This window comes from Pseudoalteromonas sp. A757 (assembly GCF_004103285.1).
Lineage (GTDB): Bacteria > Pseudomonadota > Gammaproteobacteria > Enterobacterales > Alteromonadaceae > Pseudoalteromonas > Pseudoalteromonas galatheae.
Genome location: NZ_QNQN01000074.1, coordinates 250656 through 267345 on the forward strand (window position 1 = coordinate 250656; position 16690 = coordinate 267345).

Consider the following 16690-nt stretch of genomic DNA (forward strand, 5'->3'; position numbering starts at 1 on the left):
GACTCTAATAAGTGTAGAACAGCTATCTGAATTTACTGCAATTTATATCGTATTTATCGCATCTTGATGATCAGGCTGGTTTAACACAACTAAATTATCACGATGAATAATTTCCTCCGCGCTCTCACAACCAAGGCGCTGCGCAAACTCACTGCTGTGGCAGCCAAGCACAAGGCTGAGCTCTTGATTATCTAGACTGGTCAACCCTTGTGCTTTGAGTTTGCCTTTTTGACAAAATACCTGTACCAACTCACCACGCTGAAATTGGCCTTCAACGGCAATAATTCCCTTGGCGAGTAAGCTTGCACCTTGGTGACATATCGCCTTGATAGCCCCACTATCACAAATTATCCTGCCTGTTGATTTAGGGCCAGAAAGCAACCAGCGCTTGCGTCCTCCAACAGGCGCGTCAAACTTCAAAAACGTCGTGCTTGGTGCGGTTTGGTTGAGTACTTGCGGTAAAATGTCATATTCGCTGCCTTTTGCTATCACGACATCAACGCCTGCTCTTTGAGCAATGTCCGCCGCTTGTAGCTTCGTAGCCATGCCACCCGTGCCAAGCTGTGTACCACTGCCACCCGCCAGTGCTCTAAGTTCATCATTTATATGTGTTACTTGCTCTATTAACTGCGCATCTGGATTGGCTCTGGGATCCGCAGTAAAGAGACCATGCTGATCGGTGAGTAATATCAATTTATCAGCATTTGCTAAAATTGCGACGTAGGCTGAGAGGTTGTCGTTATCGCCAACTTTGATTTCAGATGTTGCCACTGCATCGTTTTCATTTATGATTGGCACGACATGATGCTCTAAAAGCTTAGTGAGCATGTCCCGTGCCGTTAGATAACGTTCGCGGTGTTCAAGATCGGCTCGTGTCAGTAGCATTTGCGCCACATTGACGTCGTAAATACTAAACAATGACTGCCATAAATGAATTAATTGGCCTTGCCCAATCGCAGCCAACATCTGTTTTTCAGCTAGTGAATGACCAATTGGTTGCTGTAATACACCGCGCCCTGCGGCCACAGCACCGCTAGAGACAACAATGACTTGGTGGCCTGCTTGGCGTAACGTTACACACTGCCTTACCAGCTCAACAAGTCTGGGTTTGTTTAAGGTCTGGCTGCCTGCAGTTAAAACACTTGTGCCGAGCTTGATAACAATGGTTTGTTTATTGTTTTTGGTCATAGTATTTGTTGGTTTTTACAGCGATAGGCTTTCGTTATACCACGGACCTTCCCCCCTCCCAAGTAATAATACCAATTGCATTAACTCTCCAACCAATTTGAAGGGTGAAATACCATATTAGCGTCGTTAAAAATTTCTCATTTAGAACAACTAAATAGCAAAATTTTTGCCTTGCTACTAAAGCTATTCCTCCGCTTCAAATAGCTCATTTAATTAATACAATTGGTATAAACTCATGAATTTTATTTCTAACTCAGAGTGAATTGGTATAATCCGCCGCACTGATTTCGATCAAGGCTTTTTTGCACCGTGTGTGAGAGAGTGATCACTGTTCAATTAAGAATAACTAGCTGAGTTCAGAATGAAAAAACACAAAAAGAACAAAGAGATTATGATGCTGCCTTTGCTGTTTGTGGTGATCTTAATGTGTGTGGGTGGCCATTTTATTTTGCAACCTAGCTACAAAGACAGCCACATAGTTGAGTATTCTCTAGCTGCACTGCCATTTTTAATGTTCGCCATTGTGATTGTCGCTATCAAAATAGCTATAAAGGCAGATAACGATGAAAGCAATGAAGGTGAGGGTTAGAATATCCCTCACATTGGTTATAGAGGATAATAACCAAACCACAACGGGGTAAGCGGTGTTGATTGGCCACTGTGCGAGAGCTTGATATTTAAGTTTTGATCAAATAAATCAATCGCAAAGCAGTCATCCACATCATGTAAATCGTCTTTATGAATATGGCTAAAGCCGTTAAGCAAAAACGTTTTTGCCTTCTCTTTTGCTTCATCCGCATTCGTTGCAACGAACAGCCCAAAGTCATGCGCCTCAACTAAACTATCAGGCTTATATCCTCCCAAGTTCACAAAATACAAATGCTCAGCTTGCTCAACACGCTCTTCGGTAAGTTCAATAGCATAGCCATCGGCATGTTCAATGATTGTGTAGCTATCCATATGCACCGAGTTTTTATCACCAACCCATTGCTGCTTTAATTTTGGATAAGCTTCTTCAATTGTATTTGCCGCGACAAAGCGCACATCATGCATTTCAATATGGCAACCTTGAATACGGCCGCCTAGGTATACAACAAACAACTTCACTTTGACACTCCACTCCTTTAAAACCCAAGTATACTCTCAACTCAAAGACTTGGCTTTATTGAGTTAGATGATTATTCTGAATAAACACTCTCAGTGAAGGACAATATAATGAAAAAAACATTCCTCGCGCTTTTGGCTAGCTTTAGCCTGTCATCAACAGCTCAAGTAACCGTAATTCACAATGTAAATGGTTATACACCGACTAAATCACAGCAAGTTGAGCGCTTTTCTTCTTTGGTCATTAAAGACGGTAAAGTCGTAAAAACGAGTCCAAAGGATCTCAGCGCCCAATATCCGAGTGCAACCAAATTTGATGGTGAGGGAAAAACCCTATTACCTGGTTTAATTGATGCACATGGCCACATCATAGGCCTTGGCAACAATTTACTCACACTCGACGTACGCGGTAGCAAAACCATTGCAGAAGTAGGAAAGCGGCTTAGCCACTACGCAAAAACCCATGAAGGTGAATGGATAATAGGTCGAGGCTGGGATCAAACCTTATGGCCCGGCGGACAGTTCCCAACCGCAGCCGATCTCGACAAATACGTAAAAGATAAGCCCGTCATGCTCACTCGAGTAGATGGTCATGCTATTTGGGTAAACTCAAAGGCGATGGCGCTTGCCAACATTTCGAAATCAACAAAGACGCCTGAAGGCGGTGAAATCATTACACTGAATAGCGGTATGCCGAGCGGAATTTTTATCGACAAAGCGGAAGATCTTATTCGCACTCATGTCCCTGCTCAGTCGGATGCACAGGTAAATAAGGCACTGAATAAAGCCGGAGAACACTTGCTGAGTCTAGGCATTACCTCAGCCCATGATGCCGGGATTGACTACACTACGTGGCAGGTTTACCAAGCACGCGCTAAGGAACACTCAATGCCTCTACGTGTCTACGCTATGCTCAGTGCAAGCTCACCTAAACTCGCGGAGATGTTAGACGCCGGAGTAATCAAAGATACACGAGATCAACTCTCTATTCGTAGTGTAAAAATTTATGCTGATGGTGCACTTGGCAGCCGAGGTGCGGCACTTATTCGCGACTATCATGATCGCAAAGGCCACAAAGGGCTGATGCTCGAAAATCAAGCGACGCTTGAAGCATTGATCACCCAAGCCATACGCAGCGGCTACAGCGCACACACGCACGCCATTGGCGATAGAGCGAATCGCATCGTGCTCGACTCATACCAACACGTTTTTAAAAAAGCAGGTGGCAGACTGCTCAGAAATCGCATTGAGCACGCACAAATTGTCCATCCAGATGATATCCCCCGCTTTAAGACGTTAGATATCATTCCATCAATGCAGCCTGTTCATGCCACATCTGATATGCATATGGCCGAAAAGCGCCTAGACGACAAACAACTTAGCGGCGCTTACGCATGGCAAACATTCTTAAAGCAAGGAAGTAGAGTGGCGGCGGGTTCTGACTTTCCAGTGGAGCTTGCAAACCCCTTCCATGGTCTGCATGCCGCAATCACCAGACAAGACCATCAGGATTTACCCAAAGATGGCTGGCGCCCAACAGAAAAGCTAAGCAGAGAACAAGCACTACAAGCATTTACTGTTGATGCTGCGTATGCCGCATTTCAAGAGTATAAACTGGGAAGTTTAGAACAAGGAAAGTGGGCCGATTTTATTTTAATCGACCAAGATTACTTTACCGTAACCGAAGATAAAATTGATGATATTAAAGTCGAGCAGACGTGGATTGCAGGTGAGCTTAAATATCAGCGTTGATCTTTTTGTAATTTAACCAAGTGGTAGGTGTTAACTAGTGCCAATAGACCATTAGTTAATGCCACCGGCCAAGCTTGTATAAGTGCACCATAGGCAGTAAAACAAATACAACCCATTAAATTGAACCAACGCAACTTAGCAACATCGCTCATCATCAAAGAAACGACCAAAAAAGCAGAGGCTAAATAGCCTAAATATTCCCAACTCATTTGTCCTCTCCCCTAAGTTGCGTTAGCATATAGTTTATGCTCGGATTTACGTATCGAGCAGAATAAAAAGGCTAACCCACAAGCCCCTAGAAATTAGCACCAATAAATTAGCTCTAACACGGGAAGTGGGGGTTTAATGGTAATATCGTTTATTAAATTCTTCGCCACAGCGCTGAGATAAAACCGATACTACTTAAACGGTGTGAGTTAGCGTAAAACTGAAAAATTCATGCTAACGTCATTATAGTTTAATAAATAGGACATTTGTCCGAAGAGCCATCTAGATGTTTCAATATCATTTTTCAACCAATTTGGTCGAACAGTTACTCGCTTTTGCTGGTAATAGTTTTCAGCACAGCAAAAAAGAAGTCTTGATCCACCAAGATGAACCATTGAGTAAACTCATATTGGTGACCAGTGGTACTGTGTCTTTTAGTTATGATGTCGGTAACGGCCGCCGCTTATTGCTCGGTCAGCTGGACTGTAACAACACGCTAATTGGTGAAATCGAAGCGCTGAATCACCAGCCTTGTATTTATACCGTGACTTGCTTGAGTGATGTAACCTATCACCTCATTGAGCTAAAATATTGGCGAAAATTACTACTAGAGCAACCGGAACTGAGCCTATATACCGCGCAGACCATCGCCGCTAAGTTTACTGAAAATCAAAAGATAAATTTAGACAAGTTGCTGCTCCCGCTTAGCTACAACATCGCTAAAGATTGTTTATTACGTGCCGAGAATTCAAATCCAACTTTACTTCGTGCCTACTCAACGGTAAGTGCTGAAGCCGAAAGATTTGCGACCACTGAGCGTGCATATCGTCGTGTGGTCAGTGAATTGGTCGAAAAGGGCTTGATAGTACGCAGTAGTGAAGGCTTAAAGCCGGTCGATATTGATGCGCTTGAGGATTTTGTTGATAGCTTCGCGCAAGCTTAATCTTTCTCGATAAGAATAACTAGGGCGAGTACTTGCTCGCCCTTGAGTACTGATTAGCTTATTTTGCAAATAGGTGTTTAATATTTGCTAAGTCAGACTTTCCATCCACTAATTCTTCCGGTGTTAAACCTGATAGCTCGTGAGGAAATACCAGCCACTCATCAGACTCGTGAATAAAATAATCTGGTGTCATTGGTACTTTCTTGTTCGCAGGCTTGTAGTATGGGCAAGCAACACGAATATCGCTAGGCAAGTTCAAACGCATTAGCTCTGCGAGCTTTTCTTTCAACGCAAAAATGCTGCGACCAGAGTCAAACACATCATCAACGATTAGTAATGAATCGCCAGCATTTGCATTTTCAACGATGTAATGCAGGCCGTGTACTTTGATTTCTTTAGATTGCTTACCAATGCCATAGTAAGAAGAAGTACGCACTGCGATATGATCAGTCTCTATACCTTTGTAATCGTAATATTCTTGAACTGCAATACCAATAGGCGCACCACCACGCCAAATACCGATAATAAAGTCAGGTCTAAATCCGTCTTCATAAACTTTAGCGGCTAAGCGAAATGAATCTTCTAGCAATTGTTGCGCTGTGATATAGCACTTATCTGACATAAATACCCCGTTAGGAAGCCCGTGTAATGGTGACAAGCAGCAAGCGCTGCCAATTGATACCAATTACAATTATTTGCAAGTCATAGGCACTTGTGTGATTGGTATAACCGAATATTTTAACGTAAAGCGCAATAAAATGCTGCAATAATAGTGTCTTTTTATTTTCATTTTTTGATTTGGGACGCCGTATCCTAAAGTTAAAGATCGCCGGGTGAACCGGCTCCTACACAAAGTTCAATGGGTGAACAGACACCGCATAGCGTTATTTAATTGGTGGCAACGAGTTCACCTCGCGATGTGCTAAGCTGCTAAAAGATCGCCGGGTGAACCGGCTCCTACACAAAGTTCAATGGGTGAACAGAAATCTACACAGGGTTGTTAATTTGGTGGGAGCGAGTTCACCTCGCGATGGTTTTCAAGAGATAAAAATAAGGCCGCGGTGGGCGGCCTATATCGGTTATTCTTCGGTATCTACGCTAGCGTCATTGCCTTCTGGTGTCTCGCCACCACTGTGCTCTAAGTCATAGCTATCAACACGCTGTAATCCGCGCGGTAACTTATTACCTCTACGACCTCGCTCACCGTAATAGTGCTCTAAATCACTCGGCTTTAAGGTTAGCTTGCGCTTACCTGCATGTAAGGTAACAGAAACACCTTCAGGTACTACCGCTAACACTTTGACAAACTCTTCGCGGCTTTGCACTTTCGCGCTAGGGATTGAGATAATCTTATTCCCCTTACCTTTACCAAGCTTAGGTAAATCACGTAATGGGAATAGCAGCATTCTGCCTTCGCTCGAAATCGCCATACACATATCGGTGGCAACATCGAATACTTGAATTGGCGCCATCAAATGGGCACCTTTTGGTACACTAACGAACGCTTTACCATTTTTGTTTTTGCTCACCATATCGGCAAAATCGCTAATAAAGCCGTAACCGCCATCAGTCGCCATCAGGTAAGTCGACTTTTCTTCGCCCATGACTACATGTTCAAAGTTACATCCTGGCGCCAAGTTAAAGCGACCCGTCATCGGTTCACCCTGACTTCGGGCTGAAGGTAAACTATGCGCATCGGTTGCAAAGGCTCGCCCTGAGGTATCCAAGAACACCGCAGGCTGATTACTCTTGCCTTTCGCAGAAGCTTTATAACTGTCTCCTGAGCGGTAATTTAGTCCTTCAGCATCGATATCGTGACCCTTTGCAAAACGCGCCCAACCTTTTTCAGATAGCACAACAGTTACAGACTCTGATGGGATCAAATCTTTTTCGCTAAGCGCTTTGGCTTCACCACGCTCAACTACCGGTGAGCGTCTATCATCGCCATACAATTCAGCAGCTTCTTGAATTTCCTTTTTCATCAACGTCGACATGCGACGTTCAGAGCCTAAGGTTTTTTCCAGTCCATCGCGCTCTTTTTCAAGCTCATCTTGCTCACCACGGATCTTCATTTCTTCAAGCTTTGCAAGGTGGCGTAATTTCAGGTCTAGAATTGCTTCTGCCTGCTTATCTGAAAGACCAAAACGCGCTATTAACTCTTCTTTTGGCTTGTCTTCGTTGCGAATGATTTCGATGACTTCATCGATATTCAAAAACGCAATCATCAAACCTTCAAGAATATGCAAACGCGCAAGTACTTTGTCTAAACGATACTGCAAACGTCTACGTACCGTTTCACGACGGAATACTAACCACTCAGATAAAATCTGACGCAAGTCTTTAACTTGTGGACGGCCGTCTAAACCAATCATATTGATGTTAACACGGTAGTTCTTTTCAAGATCCGTCGTGGCAAATAGGTGTGCCATTAATGGCTCGACCTTAACTCGATTTGAGCGCGGTACGATGACGATACGCGTCGGATTTTCATGGTCCGATTCGTCACGTAAATCCGCTACCATGGGGAGTTTCTTCGCTGTCATTTGCGCTGCTATCTGCTCTAGCACCTTGGCACCCGAACATTGGTGTGGCAACGCGGTGATCACCACTTCGCCTTGCTCTTCGGTGTACACAGCACGCATCTTGATTGAGCCTCGACCTGTGGTGTAAAGCTTTTTGATTTCTTCTTGCGGCGTAATGATTTCCGCATCGGTTGGATAGTCAGGCGCTTTGACCAATTCTAGAATTTCTTCTAGTTCGGATTTAGGCTTATCCAATAACAAACAACAAGCTTCAGCAACTTCACGCACGTTGTGCGGTGGAATATCAGTTGCCATTCCCACCGCAATACCTGTCACCCCATTCAATAAGATATGTGGTAAACGCGCGGGTAACACTTGTGGCTCATCTAAGGTACCATCAAAGTTAGCGGTCCAATCAACCGTACCTTGACCAAGCTCTTTCAGCAGTACTTCTGAAAACTTAGATAAACGTGCCTCGGTATAACGCATCGCAGCAAATGACTTAGGATCATCCGCAGCACCCCAGTTACCTTGGCCATCCACCAACGGATAGCGATAAGAGAACGGCTGCGCCATGAGAACCATGGCCTCATAACAAGCACTATCGCCATGAGGATGATATTTACCCAATACGTCACCGACGGTACGGGCAGATTTTTTGTATTTTGCTTGAGCAGATAAGCCCAGCTCACTCATCGCATATACAATACGACGTTGTACAGGCTTCAGGCCGTCACCAATATGTGGTAACGCCCTATCCATGATCACATACATGGAGTAGTTCAGGTAGGCATCTTCAGTAAAACGCCCCATCGGAAGTTGTTCAATGCCTTGCAAGGACAAGGCTTGAGGATCTGTCATGTTACACCTTACTTGTTGTTGTAGCTGATGCGATATATCGCATTGGCGTAATCATCGGAAACGAGCAGGCTACCGTCGCTAAGCTCTGCAATTGCGGCAGGTCGACCATAGGTTGTTTCGTTTTCCATAAAGCCGGTAAGGAAAGGCTCATAGCCTCTAATTTGGCCATCTTGCACGTTTGCTCGCATTACTCGATAGCCCACCTTTTTGCTGCGGTTCCAAGAGCCATGTTCAGCAACAAAAAGCTGATGTTTCATTGCCTTTGGAAATTGCTCGCCACGGTAAAAGTGAATGCCCAGCGGTGCAACGTGTGCTTGTAATGCAAGTGCTGGCATGGTGTAGTCAGTCACCGATTTACCCTCGCCAAATTCAGGGTCTAGCACACTGCCGCCATGAACATACGGAAAGCCAAAATGCTGACCTATTTCGTCAACGCGGTTAATTTCACATGGTGGAATGTCATCTCCCATCATGTCGCGACCATTATCGCTAAACCATAACTTTCCGGTTACTGGGTGATAATCAAAACCCACTGAGTTACGCACGCCTTTGGCAATCGTCGAAAGCTTTTTCGTCTCAAGATTTAGTGAAAATATACGGCCAAACTTAGGGTCTTCGGCACAAATATTACAAGGCACGCCAACAGGAATGATCAGTTCACCTTCAGGCGATACTGTCAGGTACTTCCAGCCATGGTGACGTTTGTCAGGCAAATCATCGAACACCACTTCTTTTATCGGTGCCTTGAGGTTTTTTGCGATTTGCTTAAAACGTACAATACGCTCAACTTCAGCAACATATAAGTCACCATCTTTTAGGGCGATACCGGAGGGCATATTCAGCCCTTCTGCAACTAAGATTTTCTTGTCGGCTACACCATCACGATTATTGTCAATGAGTGCGTGAACTTTGCCCGCTTTGCGAGAGCCAACGTACACAGTGCCGTCTTTGCCCACCGCCATTTGTCTTGCATTCTCAACATCTTTAGCAAAATAGCTCAGCTCATACCCTTTAGGTACTGAAAGGCGCGAAAGCATATCGTTTGCCAGTGCTTGTGAGCTTAATAGCGCAGCTGCCAGCGTCGTCGCTATCGTGGTCAATTTACTATGTATTTTCATGTTAAACCTCTGCCTTATCTCCGTGCTGTTCAAGCCAAATTTTACGGTCGCCAGAGCGCTTTTTAGCTAGCAGCATATCCATCATTTCGAGGGTTTGCTCAGGCTCATCTAATGTCAGCTGAACTAAACGCCTAGTATTTGGATCCATAGTGGTTTCACGCAATTGCAACGGGTTCATTTCACCCAATCCTTTAAAGCGCTGTACGTTAACTTTACCGCGTTTCTTTTCGGCCTCAATACGGTCTAAAATGCCCTTTTTCTCATCTTCATCAAGAGCATAGTAAACCTCCTTACCAACATCGATACGAAATAGCGGCGGCATAGCAACAAAAACATGTCCCTTACGAACAAGCTCTGGAAAGTGTCTTACAAAGAGCGCGCATAACAAAGTAGCAATATGAAGTCCGTCGGAGTCTGCATCCGCAAGGATACATATTTTACCATAGCGTAGACCAGATAAGTCTTCAGAGTCAGGGTCGATACCTAAGGCAACAGAAATATCATGTACTTCTTGCGAGGCTAAGATCTGCCCAGATTCCACCTCCCAAGTATTTAGGATTTTACCGCGCAGTGGCATGATTGCTTGGAATTCGCGGTCTCGTGCTTGTTTTGCCGAGCCACCTGCTGAATCCCCTTCCACCAAAAAGATTTCTGAGCGTTCGGTTTCACTTCCAGAACAATCGGTTAATTTACCCGGTAAAGCAGGACCCGAAGTGACTTTTTTACGAACCACTTTTTTCGCAGCACGCAAACGTTTTTGCGCATTGCTGATACACAGTTCAGCAAGTAACTCTGCAGTTTCAGTGTGTTCGTTCAACCATAGACTAAAGGCGTCTTTGACAATGCCTGATACAAAAGTAGCGCACGAACGTGATGACAGCTTTTCTTTGGTTTGACCGGCAAATTGTGGGTCTTGCATCTTAACCGACAAGACATAACTACAGCGATCCCAAACATCATCAGGCGTCAGTTTCACGCCACGCGGGATCAGGTTTCTGAATTCACAAAACTCCCGCATCGCTTCAAGTAAGCCTTGGCGTAACCCATTTACATGGGTTCCACCTTGTGCCGTTGGAATTAGGTTTACATAGCTTTCAGCGATAGATTCGCCGCCCTCTGGCAACCAATGAAGCGCCCAATCAACCCCTTCGGTTGAGCCACTGAAACTGCCTGTAAATGGAGATTTCGGCAGCACTTCATAGCCTTCAGCGCTGTCTTTTAGGTAATCCTCAAGACCTGCCTCATAGTGCCATTCTTGCGTTTCTTTCGTCTGTTTATTTACAAAACGAATTCTAAGCCCAGGACACAATACAGCCTTGGCTTTGAGCAAGTGGTTTAACTTAGTAATTGAGAAGTTAGCTGAGTCAAAATAACTCGCGTCGGGCCAAAAGTGTACTGAGGTGCCGGTATTACGCTTACCAACACTTCCTGTCACTCGTAAGTCTTCGACTTTATCGCCGTTTTCAAATGCCATTTCATAGATTTGCGCATCGCGTTTAACGGTAATTTCGACTCGAGTCGACAACGCGTTAACAACTGATATACCCACCCCATGAAGACCACCGGAGAACTGGTAGTTTTTATTGGAAAACTTGCCCCCGGCATGAAGTTTGGTCAGGATCAATTCAACCCCAGGCACGCCCTCTTCTGGGTGAATGTCCACAGGCATTCCTCGACCGTCATCGATGACTTCAAAAGAGTTGTCTTCGTGCAAGATCACGTCAATTTTGGTGGCATGTCCGGCTAAGGCTTCATCGACACTGTTATCGATAACCTCTTGGCCTAAATGATTAGGTCTGGTGGTATCGGTATACATGCCTGGACGGCGCTTAACTGGCTCTAAGCCATTGAGTACCTCAATAGCTTCGGCATTATAGTTTTGCTGACTCATAGGCTAGTTCTAGTTATCTTTTTATCCGCTAGTATATGCACAACGTACAGCTTTGAGCAGAGCTTTGTGCATAAATTCTAATTTTTGATAGTTAAAAATTTGGTGATGGTGTCAAAATAGCGTGGAAATTCAATAAAGCTATGATCCCCACCAAACTCAATAATTTGACGACAGTGGCTATAATAACGCACAGCCTCTTCAAAAGGCAGCACCTCGTCGCCCGTTTGTTGCAATAATAGCAAGTTTTCTGGATTACTAAGCTGCTCGACATACAAGGATTTTAACGCATCAATATGCTCATGCAGCAGCTCATAATGACAATCCTGATAAGGATTGTATTGTGGTCCAAGGTAGCCATTTAATAATGAAAAAGGCCTAACTGCAGGGTTTATCACCACCGCTTTACAGCCAAGATGTTGCGAAAAGTAGGTGGCGTAATAGCCGCCTAACGAGCTACCTAATAACACAGTATCAGAATCAATGACGCTATCCAACTGTGCCAATGCGACTCTCGGGTCATAATGCAGTCTTGGAGCAATATATGGCGTTTGTTTATCCAACATATATTCACCAAATGCCGTTGCTTTATAGGATAGCTCAGAGCTATTAAAGCCGTGAATATAAACTACTTTCCGAGCCATTTTACCTCTGTTGTTATAGCGCTTTTACTAAATGCGATGACACGATAAGCAGGACCCAAATCAGACTGACACCAGTCCTTTGTGTGCTTATCAAATTGGATTGATGTTGCAGGCGTAGCATAGATAGGTAAAGTGCGAAATTGTTGTTGATATTCATTGTGCACATGACCATGAAATAGCCCTGAAGCTTGCCCTGAGTCCACCAACAGGTTTAACAGTGCAGGACCATTTTCGAGCATGTGTTTATCTAAATAGCCATCAATCGGCCTAGGATGGTGGTGAGTAAAAACAATCGTATTATTGTTAAGCATGTCTTTGAGCGCCGCTAAGTGTGACTTAGCGCACCATCCGGCGGGAGTTTCACCTTTTGAATTTGACAATAGCACTTGGCCAAACGGACCTGAGATGCGCTTATGACGAACGATTTGCCCTATACTCATTTCTTCGAGTAAAGCTAGCTCGTCGTGGTTACCCGGCACCCAAAGCACAGGGCATTGCAACTCACTCTCCCTCACTATACGGGCAAACTCATGATAAGAAGCCGCACTGTGATCTTGTGTTAAATCACCGCCAAACACCACACAATCAAAATGCTCCTTGGCCATCGCGGCCAGAGTGCGCTTAAGGTTAGCGGCGGTATTTACTGCAAAGTATTCCCCAGCGGGCGTGGCAAACAAATGACAATCCGTAAAATGGCCAATACGAATTTGCGCAGTATCGAACTGTAGCTCAAGATCAAACCAAGCCATTGTTAACATCCCAGTTTAAATGCACGCGGCCTTTTTCTAAGCACACCATAAGCCAATCAGCTAAAAACGCATTAATTTGATATTTTTCATCTTTTTGATGCATATCTGGATTTGGGTAACCATAGGATGGCTTTATTCGGCGATGATAATCACGGTGAATGACTTCGGCCACTTTAGCATCATGATAAAGGCGCACAGACAACGAAAAGTGTGGTAAATGGGCGCTTATCGTCGCCATTTGCTCGATGTGAACGTCCGTTGTGTATTTACTGACCCCAGCTACGCTCAAACAGTAGCGTGCAGACGCTAAGTCAATCACTCGGCTTTCGCCGACCACTTCTTCAGGTAGCAATTTTAGCGCCCGTAAATAATTACGTTCGCACAGTGTGATATAACGGGGCAGAGATTGAATATACTGCTTTGAGCTCAGCACTTGTGACAAAAATACGACTCCTAAACTGCTTCTATCCGCGCTTTATTTAATGCCAACCATTGTAGACTAATTACAGTGGCAGCGTTATCGATTTCCTCATTATCAAGGCGCGCGAGGGCTTCATCAAATGGCATTACATGCACTTTGATATCTTCACCTTCTTCAGCCAGCCCATAGACTCCACCCGCTTCAGATAAATCAGCAAGCGCTAAATACAAATATAGTCGCTCTGTTGTACCACCAGGGCTTGATAAATAAGAGCGCATATAAATGAGCTTATCAAGCTCAAGTCCAGCTTCTTCTTTGGCTTCCTTTCTCGCAACAAACTCATAATCTTCGCTCCCTTCAGCCATACCTGCAATACATTCCAAAAGCCAAGGGGAACTTTTTGAAGCCAACGCCCCTATTCGAACTTGTTCAATAAGCAGCACGCTATCAGTAATAGGATCGTACGGCAGTATTGCAACTGCATGACCGCGTTCTAAGATCTCGCGTGTTATAAGCTCTGATACCCCACCATTAAATAGTGCATGGGTAAACTGGTACTTGTGAATGGTAAAAAAGCCATTGAAGATTGTTTCGATTGAAGAAACAGTGACATCGACTTTACTGAACTGACTCAAAGGTTTCATAAAATAATCCTGCATTTTTTTACAGCAATGGTTTAAAAGCTAACCAATCACCCTTATATTAGGGTCATGCCTGAATAAGTAAACGAAGTCGTTTACCTTTAACTTTTTCCACTTTACAATACCCAAGTGGTATTAATATATTCTGTTACACTTGTTGGCGATGATTTACGCATTGGGTCTTTAATTGGGCCGCAAAAACAGGGTAACATGCTGACAGTATAAAAATTGTCTAAGGACTGAGCGAAAAATGAAAAAAACTCTACTATCATTAGTCGTTGGGTTGTCGTGCGCACTTTCAAGCAGCCTGTCCCACGCGGAAGACCTACTGCAAGTATACGACATTGCAACTGCTAACGATCCTACCGTATTAAAAGCTAAAGCGCAGGCTGATGCGCAAAAATATGCTCAAGACCAAGCGTTAGGTGTATTACTACCTCAGCTTGGCTTTCAAATGAGCTATACCGATGTCACGTCAGAAGGTGCGTTGAGCGAGCAACATGACGGCACAGGTTATACATTACATGAGTCTGACACAGATACTTTTCAACGTTCAATTTCCCTAAACCAAACCATTTTTAATATGGCATCTTGGCAGGGGCTATCGATCGCTGAAAAACGTGCAATGCAAGCATCGACTCAATATGAGCAGCAAAAGCAGACTTTGATCGTCCGTATCGCTGAAGGCTATTTTAATGTGCTAAGCGCGTTAGATAGCTTAGAATTTGTACAAGCAGAGAAGCGTGCTATTGAACGTCAACTAGAGCAGACAAAACAGCGCTACGAAGTAGGTCTGACTGCAATTACAGACGTGCATGAAGCAAGAGCGCAATTTGACCGTGCAGTTGCTGACGAAATTATAGCAGGTAATGCTGTTGAAACGGCACGTGAAACATTACGTACAATTACGGGTAAGTATCACGCTAAACTAGATAAGTTGAATACTGAAACCTTCTCAACTGTAAAGCCTACGCAAAATACGAGCGATTTTATCGAGATTGCAAAAGCGAAGAACCTAGATCTTCAAGTTGCAAAATCTGCGGTAGACATCGCCAAAGATCAAATTGATTTGGCTCAAGCTGGACACTACCCAACACTAAACTTAAACGCTACTTATTCTGATTCATTAGCTGACAGTGCAGGTAGACAACACGCACCACGTAGTGACAGAACTTCAGTAGGTTTAACGTTAGACGTACCAATTTACACAGGTGGTCGTACGGTTGCAGCAACCGATCAAGCTCGTGCAAACTTTGTTGCTAGCAGCGAAGATATGGAAGCGGCAATGCGTAACATGACGCGCTCAGTGATCACGTCTTATAACCAAGTGGTGTCTGACGTTGCAACTTACCGTGCGCTAGAGCAAGCAGTTGTTTCTGCAGAAAGTGCGTTGCAAGCAACGGAAGCTGGTTTTGATGTAGGTACCCGTACCATCGTGGACGTACTGGTCAGCACACAAAACCTTTATAACGCGAAGCGTAACCTTGCTGATATTCGTTATCGCTATGTACTATCATCGCTACGTTTAAAGCAAGCTGCAGGTACGCTATCTCGTGCCGACCTTGAAGCAATCAACCAAGGTTTGATTGAAGGCTAAGTACTTCGATTATCACCTCTGAAAAGGCCAGCTATGCTGGCTTTTTGTATTTTTACAGCAATATAGATAAACTAGCCGCTTAAATTAAGTCTTAGGTATATTACTTTGGTTACTCACTCACCTTTCAAATGGTCATTCTTAGCACCTAAATTTTGGCTGACTTGGCTTGGTGTTTTCGCCCTGTATTTAATCTCATGGCTCCCGCAAAGTGTTCAATTTGCACTGGGCAGAGGCCTTGGACGTCTGGTCCATAAATATATGAAGCGTCGCCGTCATATTGCTGATGTCAATTTGAAACTTTGCTTTCCCCACCTAAGTGAATCAGAACACAAAGCTATGCTACTAAAAAACATGGAAAATACCGGCATAGCAACACTTGAAACGGGGATGGCATGGTGGTGGCCACAGTGGCGCATCAATCAAGTGGTAGGCTCGATTAAAGGGCTAGAACATATTGAAGCCGTGCAAAAGCAAGGAAAAGGGGTACTTATGCTGGTTCCCCATATGTTGCATCTTGAGATGGCCAGCCGAGTGCTAGGCACTAAAATGCAAGGTGTTGGCTTTTATCGCCCACACAATAACCCACTTATGGAGTTTTTTATGACCCGTGGGCGACTACGCTCAAATGAGTACTTAGTCACCAAGCGAGACGTCAAAGGGTTATTGAAAACACTCTCAAGCAAACGCGTTTGTTATTACTTGCCAGATCAAGATTATGGCCGCAAGCGCTGTGAATTCGCACCTTTCTTTGCAGTTCCTGATGCAGCAACAACAACTGGTACTTTATTATTTTCTGCAAGCAAAAAGGCTGAGACTTTAAGCTTACACTGTACGAGAGACGCAAAAGGGATGTATCATTTAGATATACAACCTATTTTAGAATCATTCCCAAGTGGCAATAATCTTGCGGATGTTACTCGCGTCAACGAGAGAATGGAGCAAGCAATCAATTGTGCGCCGGATCAATACATGTGGGTACATCGTCGCTTTAAAACGCGACCTGATGAAAAGGCACCTTCGTTTTATTAGGGCTTAGAGTCTTGGAGTAGTTTGAA

Annotated in this window: 16 protein-coding genes; 5 read left to right on the plus strand and 11 right to left on the minus strand. The window is 44.2% G+C overall.

Annotated elements, in window-relative coordinates; translation table 11 throughout:
* Window positions 1-42: 42 nt before the first annotated feature.
* Window positions 43-1188, minus strand: coding sequence for a glutamate 5-kinase (gene proB, locus DRB05_RS20675; RefSeq protein WP_128728593.1), 1146 nt, complete (start codon window positions 1186-1188; stop codon window positions 43-45).
* A 361-nt stretch (window positions 1189-1549) separates the two neighbouring features.
* On the opposite strand from proB, the gene DRB05_RS20680 reads away from it, so the two are divergent.
* Window positions 1550-1777: a hypothetical protein gene (locus tag DRB05_RS20680; RefSeq protein WP_128728594.1), complete on the plus strand. Its 228-nt coding sequence runs from the start codon at window positions 1550-1552 to the stop codon at window positions 1775-1777.
* Window positions 1778-1794: 17 nt separating this feature from the next.
* On the opposite strand, the gene DRB05_RS20685 is transcribed toward DRB05_RS20680, so the two are convergent.
* Entirely contained in the window at window positions 1795-2295 is a 501-nt protein-coding gene (locus tag DRB05_RS20685) for a DUF1543 domain-containing protein (RefSeq protein ID WP_128728595.1), read from the minus strand.
* Between the two features lie 108 nt (window positions 2296-2403).
* Here DRB05_RS20685 and DRB05_RS20690 point away from each other — a divergent pair, with 108 nt between their 5' ends.
* Window positions 2404-4044, plus strand: a complete 1641-nt coding sequence (locus DRB05_RS20690; RefSeq protein WP_128728596.1) for an amidohydrolase — start codon at window positions 2404-2406, stop codon at window positions 4042-4044.
* Here DRB05_RS20690 and DRB05_RS20695 read toward each other — a convergent pair.
* The gene (locus DRB05_RS20695) at window positions 4035-4253 is read right to left on the minus strand and encodes a YgjV family protein (RefSeq protein WP_010379202.1); all 219 of its coding nucleotides are present in this window, start codon (window positions 4251-4253) and stop codon (window positions 4035-4037) included. The two genes, DRB05_RS20690 and DRB05_RS20695, sit on opposite strands and share 10 nt — an antisense overlap.
* A gap of 284 nt (window positions 4254-4537) precedes the next feature.
* On the opposite strand from DRB05_RS20695, the gene DRB05_RS20700 reads away from it, so the two are divergent.
* Complete coding sequence (locus DRB05_RS20700) at window positions 4538-5194, plus strand: Crp/Fnr family transcriptional regulator (protein WP_128728597.1); 657 nt, start codon at window positions 4538-4540, stop codon at window positions 5192-5194.
* Window positions 5195-5252: 58 nt separating this feature from the next.
* On the opposite strand, the gene DRB05_RS20705 is transcribed toward DRB05_RS20700, so the two are convergent.
* The 8 genes from DRB05_RS20705 to DRB05_RS20740 form a co-directional block, all read right to left on the minus strand.
* Window positions 5253-5816, minus strand: a complete 564-nt coding sequence (locus tag DRB05_RS20705; RefSeq protein ID WP_128728598.1) for a phosphoribosyltransferase family protein — start codon at window positions 5814-5816, stop codon at window positions 5253-5255.
* 457 nt (window positions 5817-6273) lie between these two features.
* Window positions 6274-8577, minus strand: a complete 2304-nt coding sequence (gene parC, locus DRB05_RS20710; RefSeq protein WP_128728599.1) for a DNA topoisomerase IV subunit A — start codon at window positions 8575-8577, stop codon at window positions 6274-6276.
* An 8-nt stretch (window positions 8578-8585) separates the two neighbouring features.
* Complete coding sequence (locus DRB05_RS20715) at window positions 8586-9695, minus strand: PQQ-dependent sugar dehydrogenase (protein WP_128728600.1); 1110 nt, start codon at window positions 9693-9695, stop codon at window positions 8586-8588.
* Window position 9696: 1 nt separating this feature from the next.
* On the minus strand, window positions 9697-11586 hold the full coding sequence (gene parE / locus DRB05_RS20720; protein ID WP_128728601.1) for a DNA topoisomerase IV subunit B: 1890 nt from the start codon (window positions 11584-11586) through the stop codon (window positions 9697-9699).
* 77 nt (window positions 11587-11663) lie between these two features.
* Window positions 11664-12227 (minus strand): YqiA/YcfP family alpha/beta fold hydrolase, encoded by a 564-nt coding sequence (locus DRB05_RS20725; protein WP_128728602.1) that lies wholly within the window; start codon window positions 12225-12227, stop codon window positions 11664-11666.
* Complete coding sequence (locus DRB05_RS20730) at window positions 12212-12976, minus strand: metallophosphoesterase (protein WP_128728603.1); 765 nt, start codon at window positions 12974-12976, stop codon at window positions 12212-12214. The genes DRB05_RS20725 and DRB05_RS20730 overlap by 16 nt, the downstream gene beginning before the upstream one ends.
* Window positions 12963-13418, minus strand: a complete 456-nt coding sequence (locus tag DRB05_RS20735; protein ID WP_128728604.1) for a DUF1249 domain-containing protein — start codon at window positions 13416-13418, stop codon at window positions 12963-12965. The genes DRB05_RS20730 and DRB05_RS20735 overlap by 14 nt, the downstream gene beginning before the upstream one ends.
* A gap of 11 nt (window positions 13419-13429) precedes the next feature.
* Entirely contained in the window at window positions 13430-14041 is a 612-nt protein-coding gene (locus DRB05_RS20740) for an NUDIX domain-containing protein (protein ID WP_128728605.1), read from the minus strand.
* 247 nt (window positions 14042-14288) lie between these two features.
* Between DRB05_RS20740 and tolC the strand changes: the two genes are divergently transcribed.
* Window positions 14289-15635, plus strand: a complete 1347-nt coding sequence (tolC, locus tag DRB05_RS20745) for an outer membrane channel protein TolC (protein ID WP_128728606.1) — start codon at window positions 14289-14291, stop codon at window positions 15633-15635.
* 105 nt (window positions 15636-15740) lie between these two features.
* Window positions 15741-16664 (plus strand): LpxL/LpxP family Kdo(2)-lipid IV(A) lauroyl/palmitoleoyl acyltransferase, encoded by a 924-nt coding sequence (gene lpxL, locus DRB05_RS20750; RefSeq protein ID WP_128728607.1) that lies wholly within the window; start codon window positions 15741-15743, stop codon window positions 16662-16664.
* Window positions 16665-16690 lie beyond the last annotated feature (26 nt).

What these genes read in the sequence shown, in the direction of transcription:
- DRB05_RS20715 (WP_128728600.1), bottom strand. Translation starts at nt 9,695, where the DNA reads ATGAAAATACATAGTAAATTGACCACGATAGCGACGACGCTGGCAGCT.
- DRB05_RS20680 (WP_128728594.1), top strand. Translation starts at nt 1,550, where the DNA reads ATGAAAAAACACAAAAAGAACAAAGAGATTATGATGCTGCCTTTGCTG.
- parE (WP_128728601.1), bottom strand. Translation starts at nt 11,586, where the DNA reads ATGAGTCAGCAAAACTATAATGCCGAAGCTATTGAGGTACTCAATGGC.
- DRB05_RS20700 (WP_128728597.1), top strand. Translation starts at nt 4,538, where the DNA reads ATGTTTCAATATCATTTTTCAACCAATTTGGTCGAACAGTTACTCGCT.
- proB (WP_128728593.1), bottom strand. Translation starts at nt 1,188, where the DNA reads ATGACCAAAAACAATAAACAAACCATTGTTATCAAGCTCGGCACAAGT.
- DRB05_RS20740 (WP_128728605.1), bottom strand. Translation starts at nt 14,041, where the DNA reads ATGAAACCTTTGAGTCAGTTCAGTAAAGTCGATGTCACTGTTTCTTCA.
- DRB05_RS20705 (WP_128728598.1), bottom strand. Translation starts at nt 5,816, where the DNA reads ATGTCAGATAAGTGCTATATCACAGCGCAACAATTGCTAGAAGATTCA.
- DRB05_RS20725 (WP_128728602.1), bottom strand. Translation starts at nt 12,227, where the DNA reads ATGGCTCGGAAAGTAGTTTATATTCACGGCTTTAATAGCTCTGAGCTA.
- tolC (WP_128728606.1), top strand. Translation starts at nt 14,289, where the DNA reads ATGAAAAAAACTCTACTATCATTAGTCGTTGGGTTGTCGTGCGCACTT.
- DRB05_RS20690 (WP_128728596.1), top strand. Translation starts at nt 2,404, where the DNA reads ATGAAAAAAACATTCCTCGCGCTTTTGGCTAGCTTTAGCCTGTCATCA.
- DRB05_RS20695 (WP_010379202.1), bottom strand. Translation starts at nt 4,253, where the DNA reads ATGAGTTGGGAATATTTAGGCTATTTAGCCTCTGCTTTTTTGGTCGTT.
- DRB05_RS20730 (WP_128728603.1), bottom strand. Translation starts at nt 12,976, where the DNA reads ATGGCTTGGTTTGATCTTGAGCTACAGTTCGATACTGCGCAAATTCGT.
- parC (WP_128728599.1), bottom strand. Translation starts at nt 8,577, where the DNA reads ATGACAGATCCTCAAGCCTTGTCCTTGCAAGGCATTGAACAACTTCCG.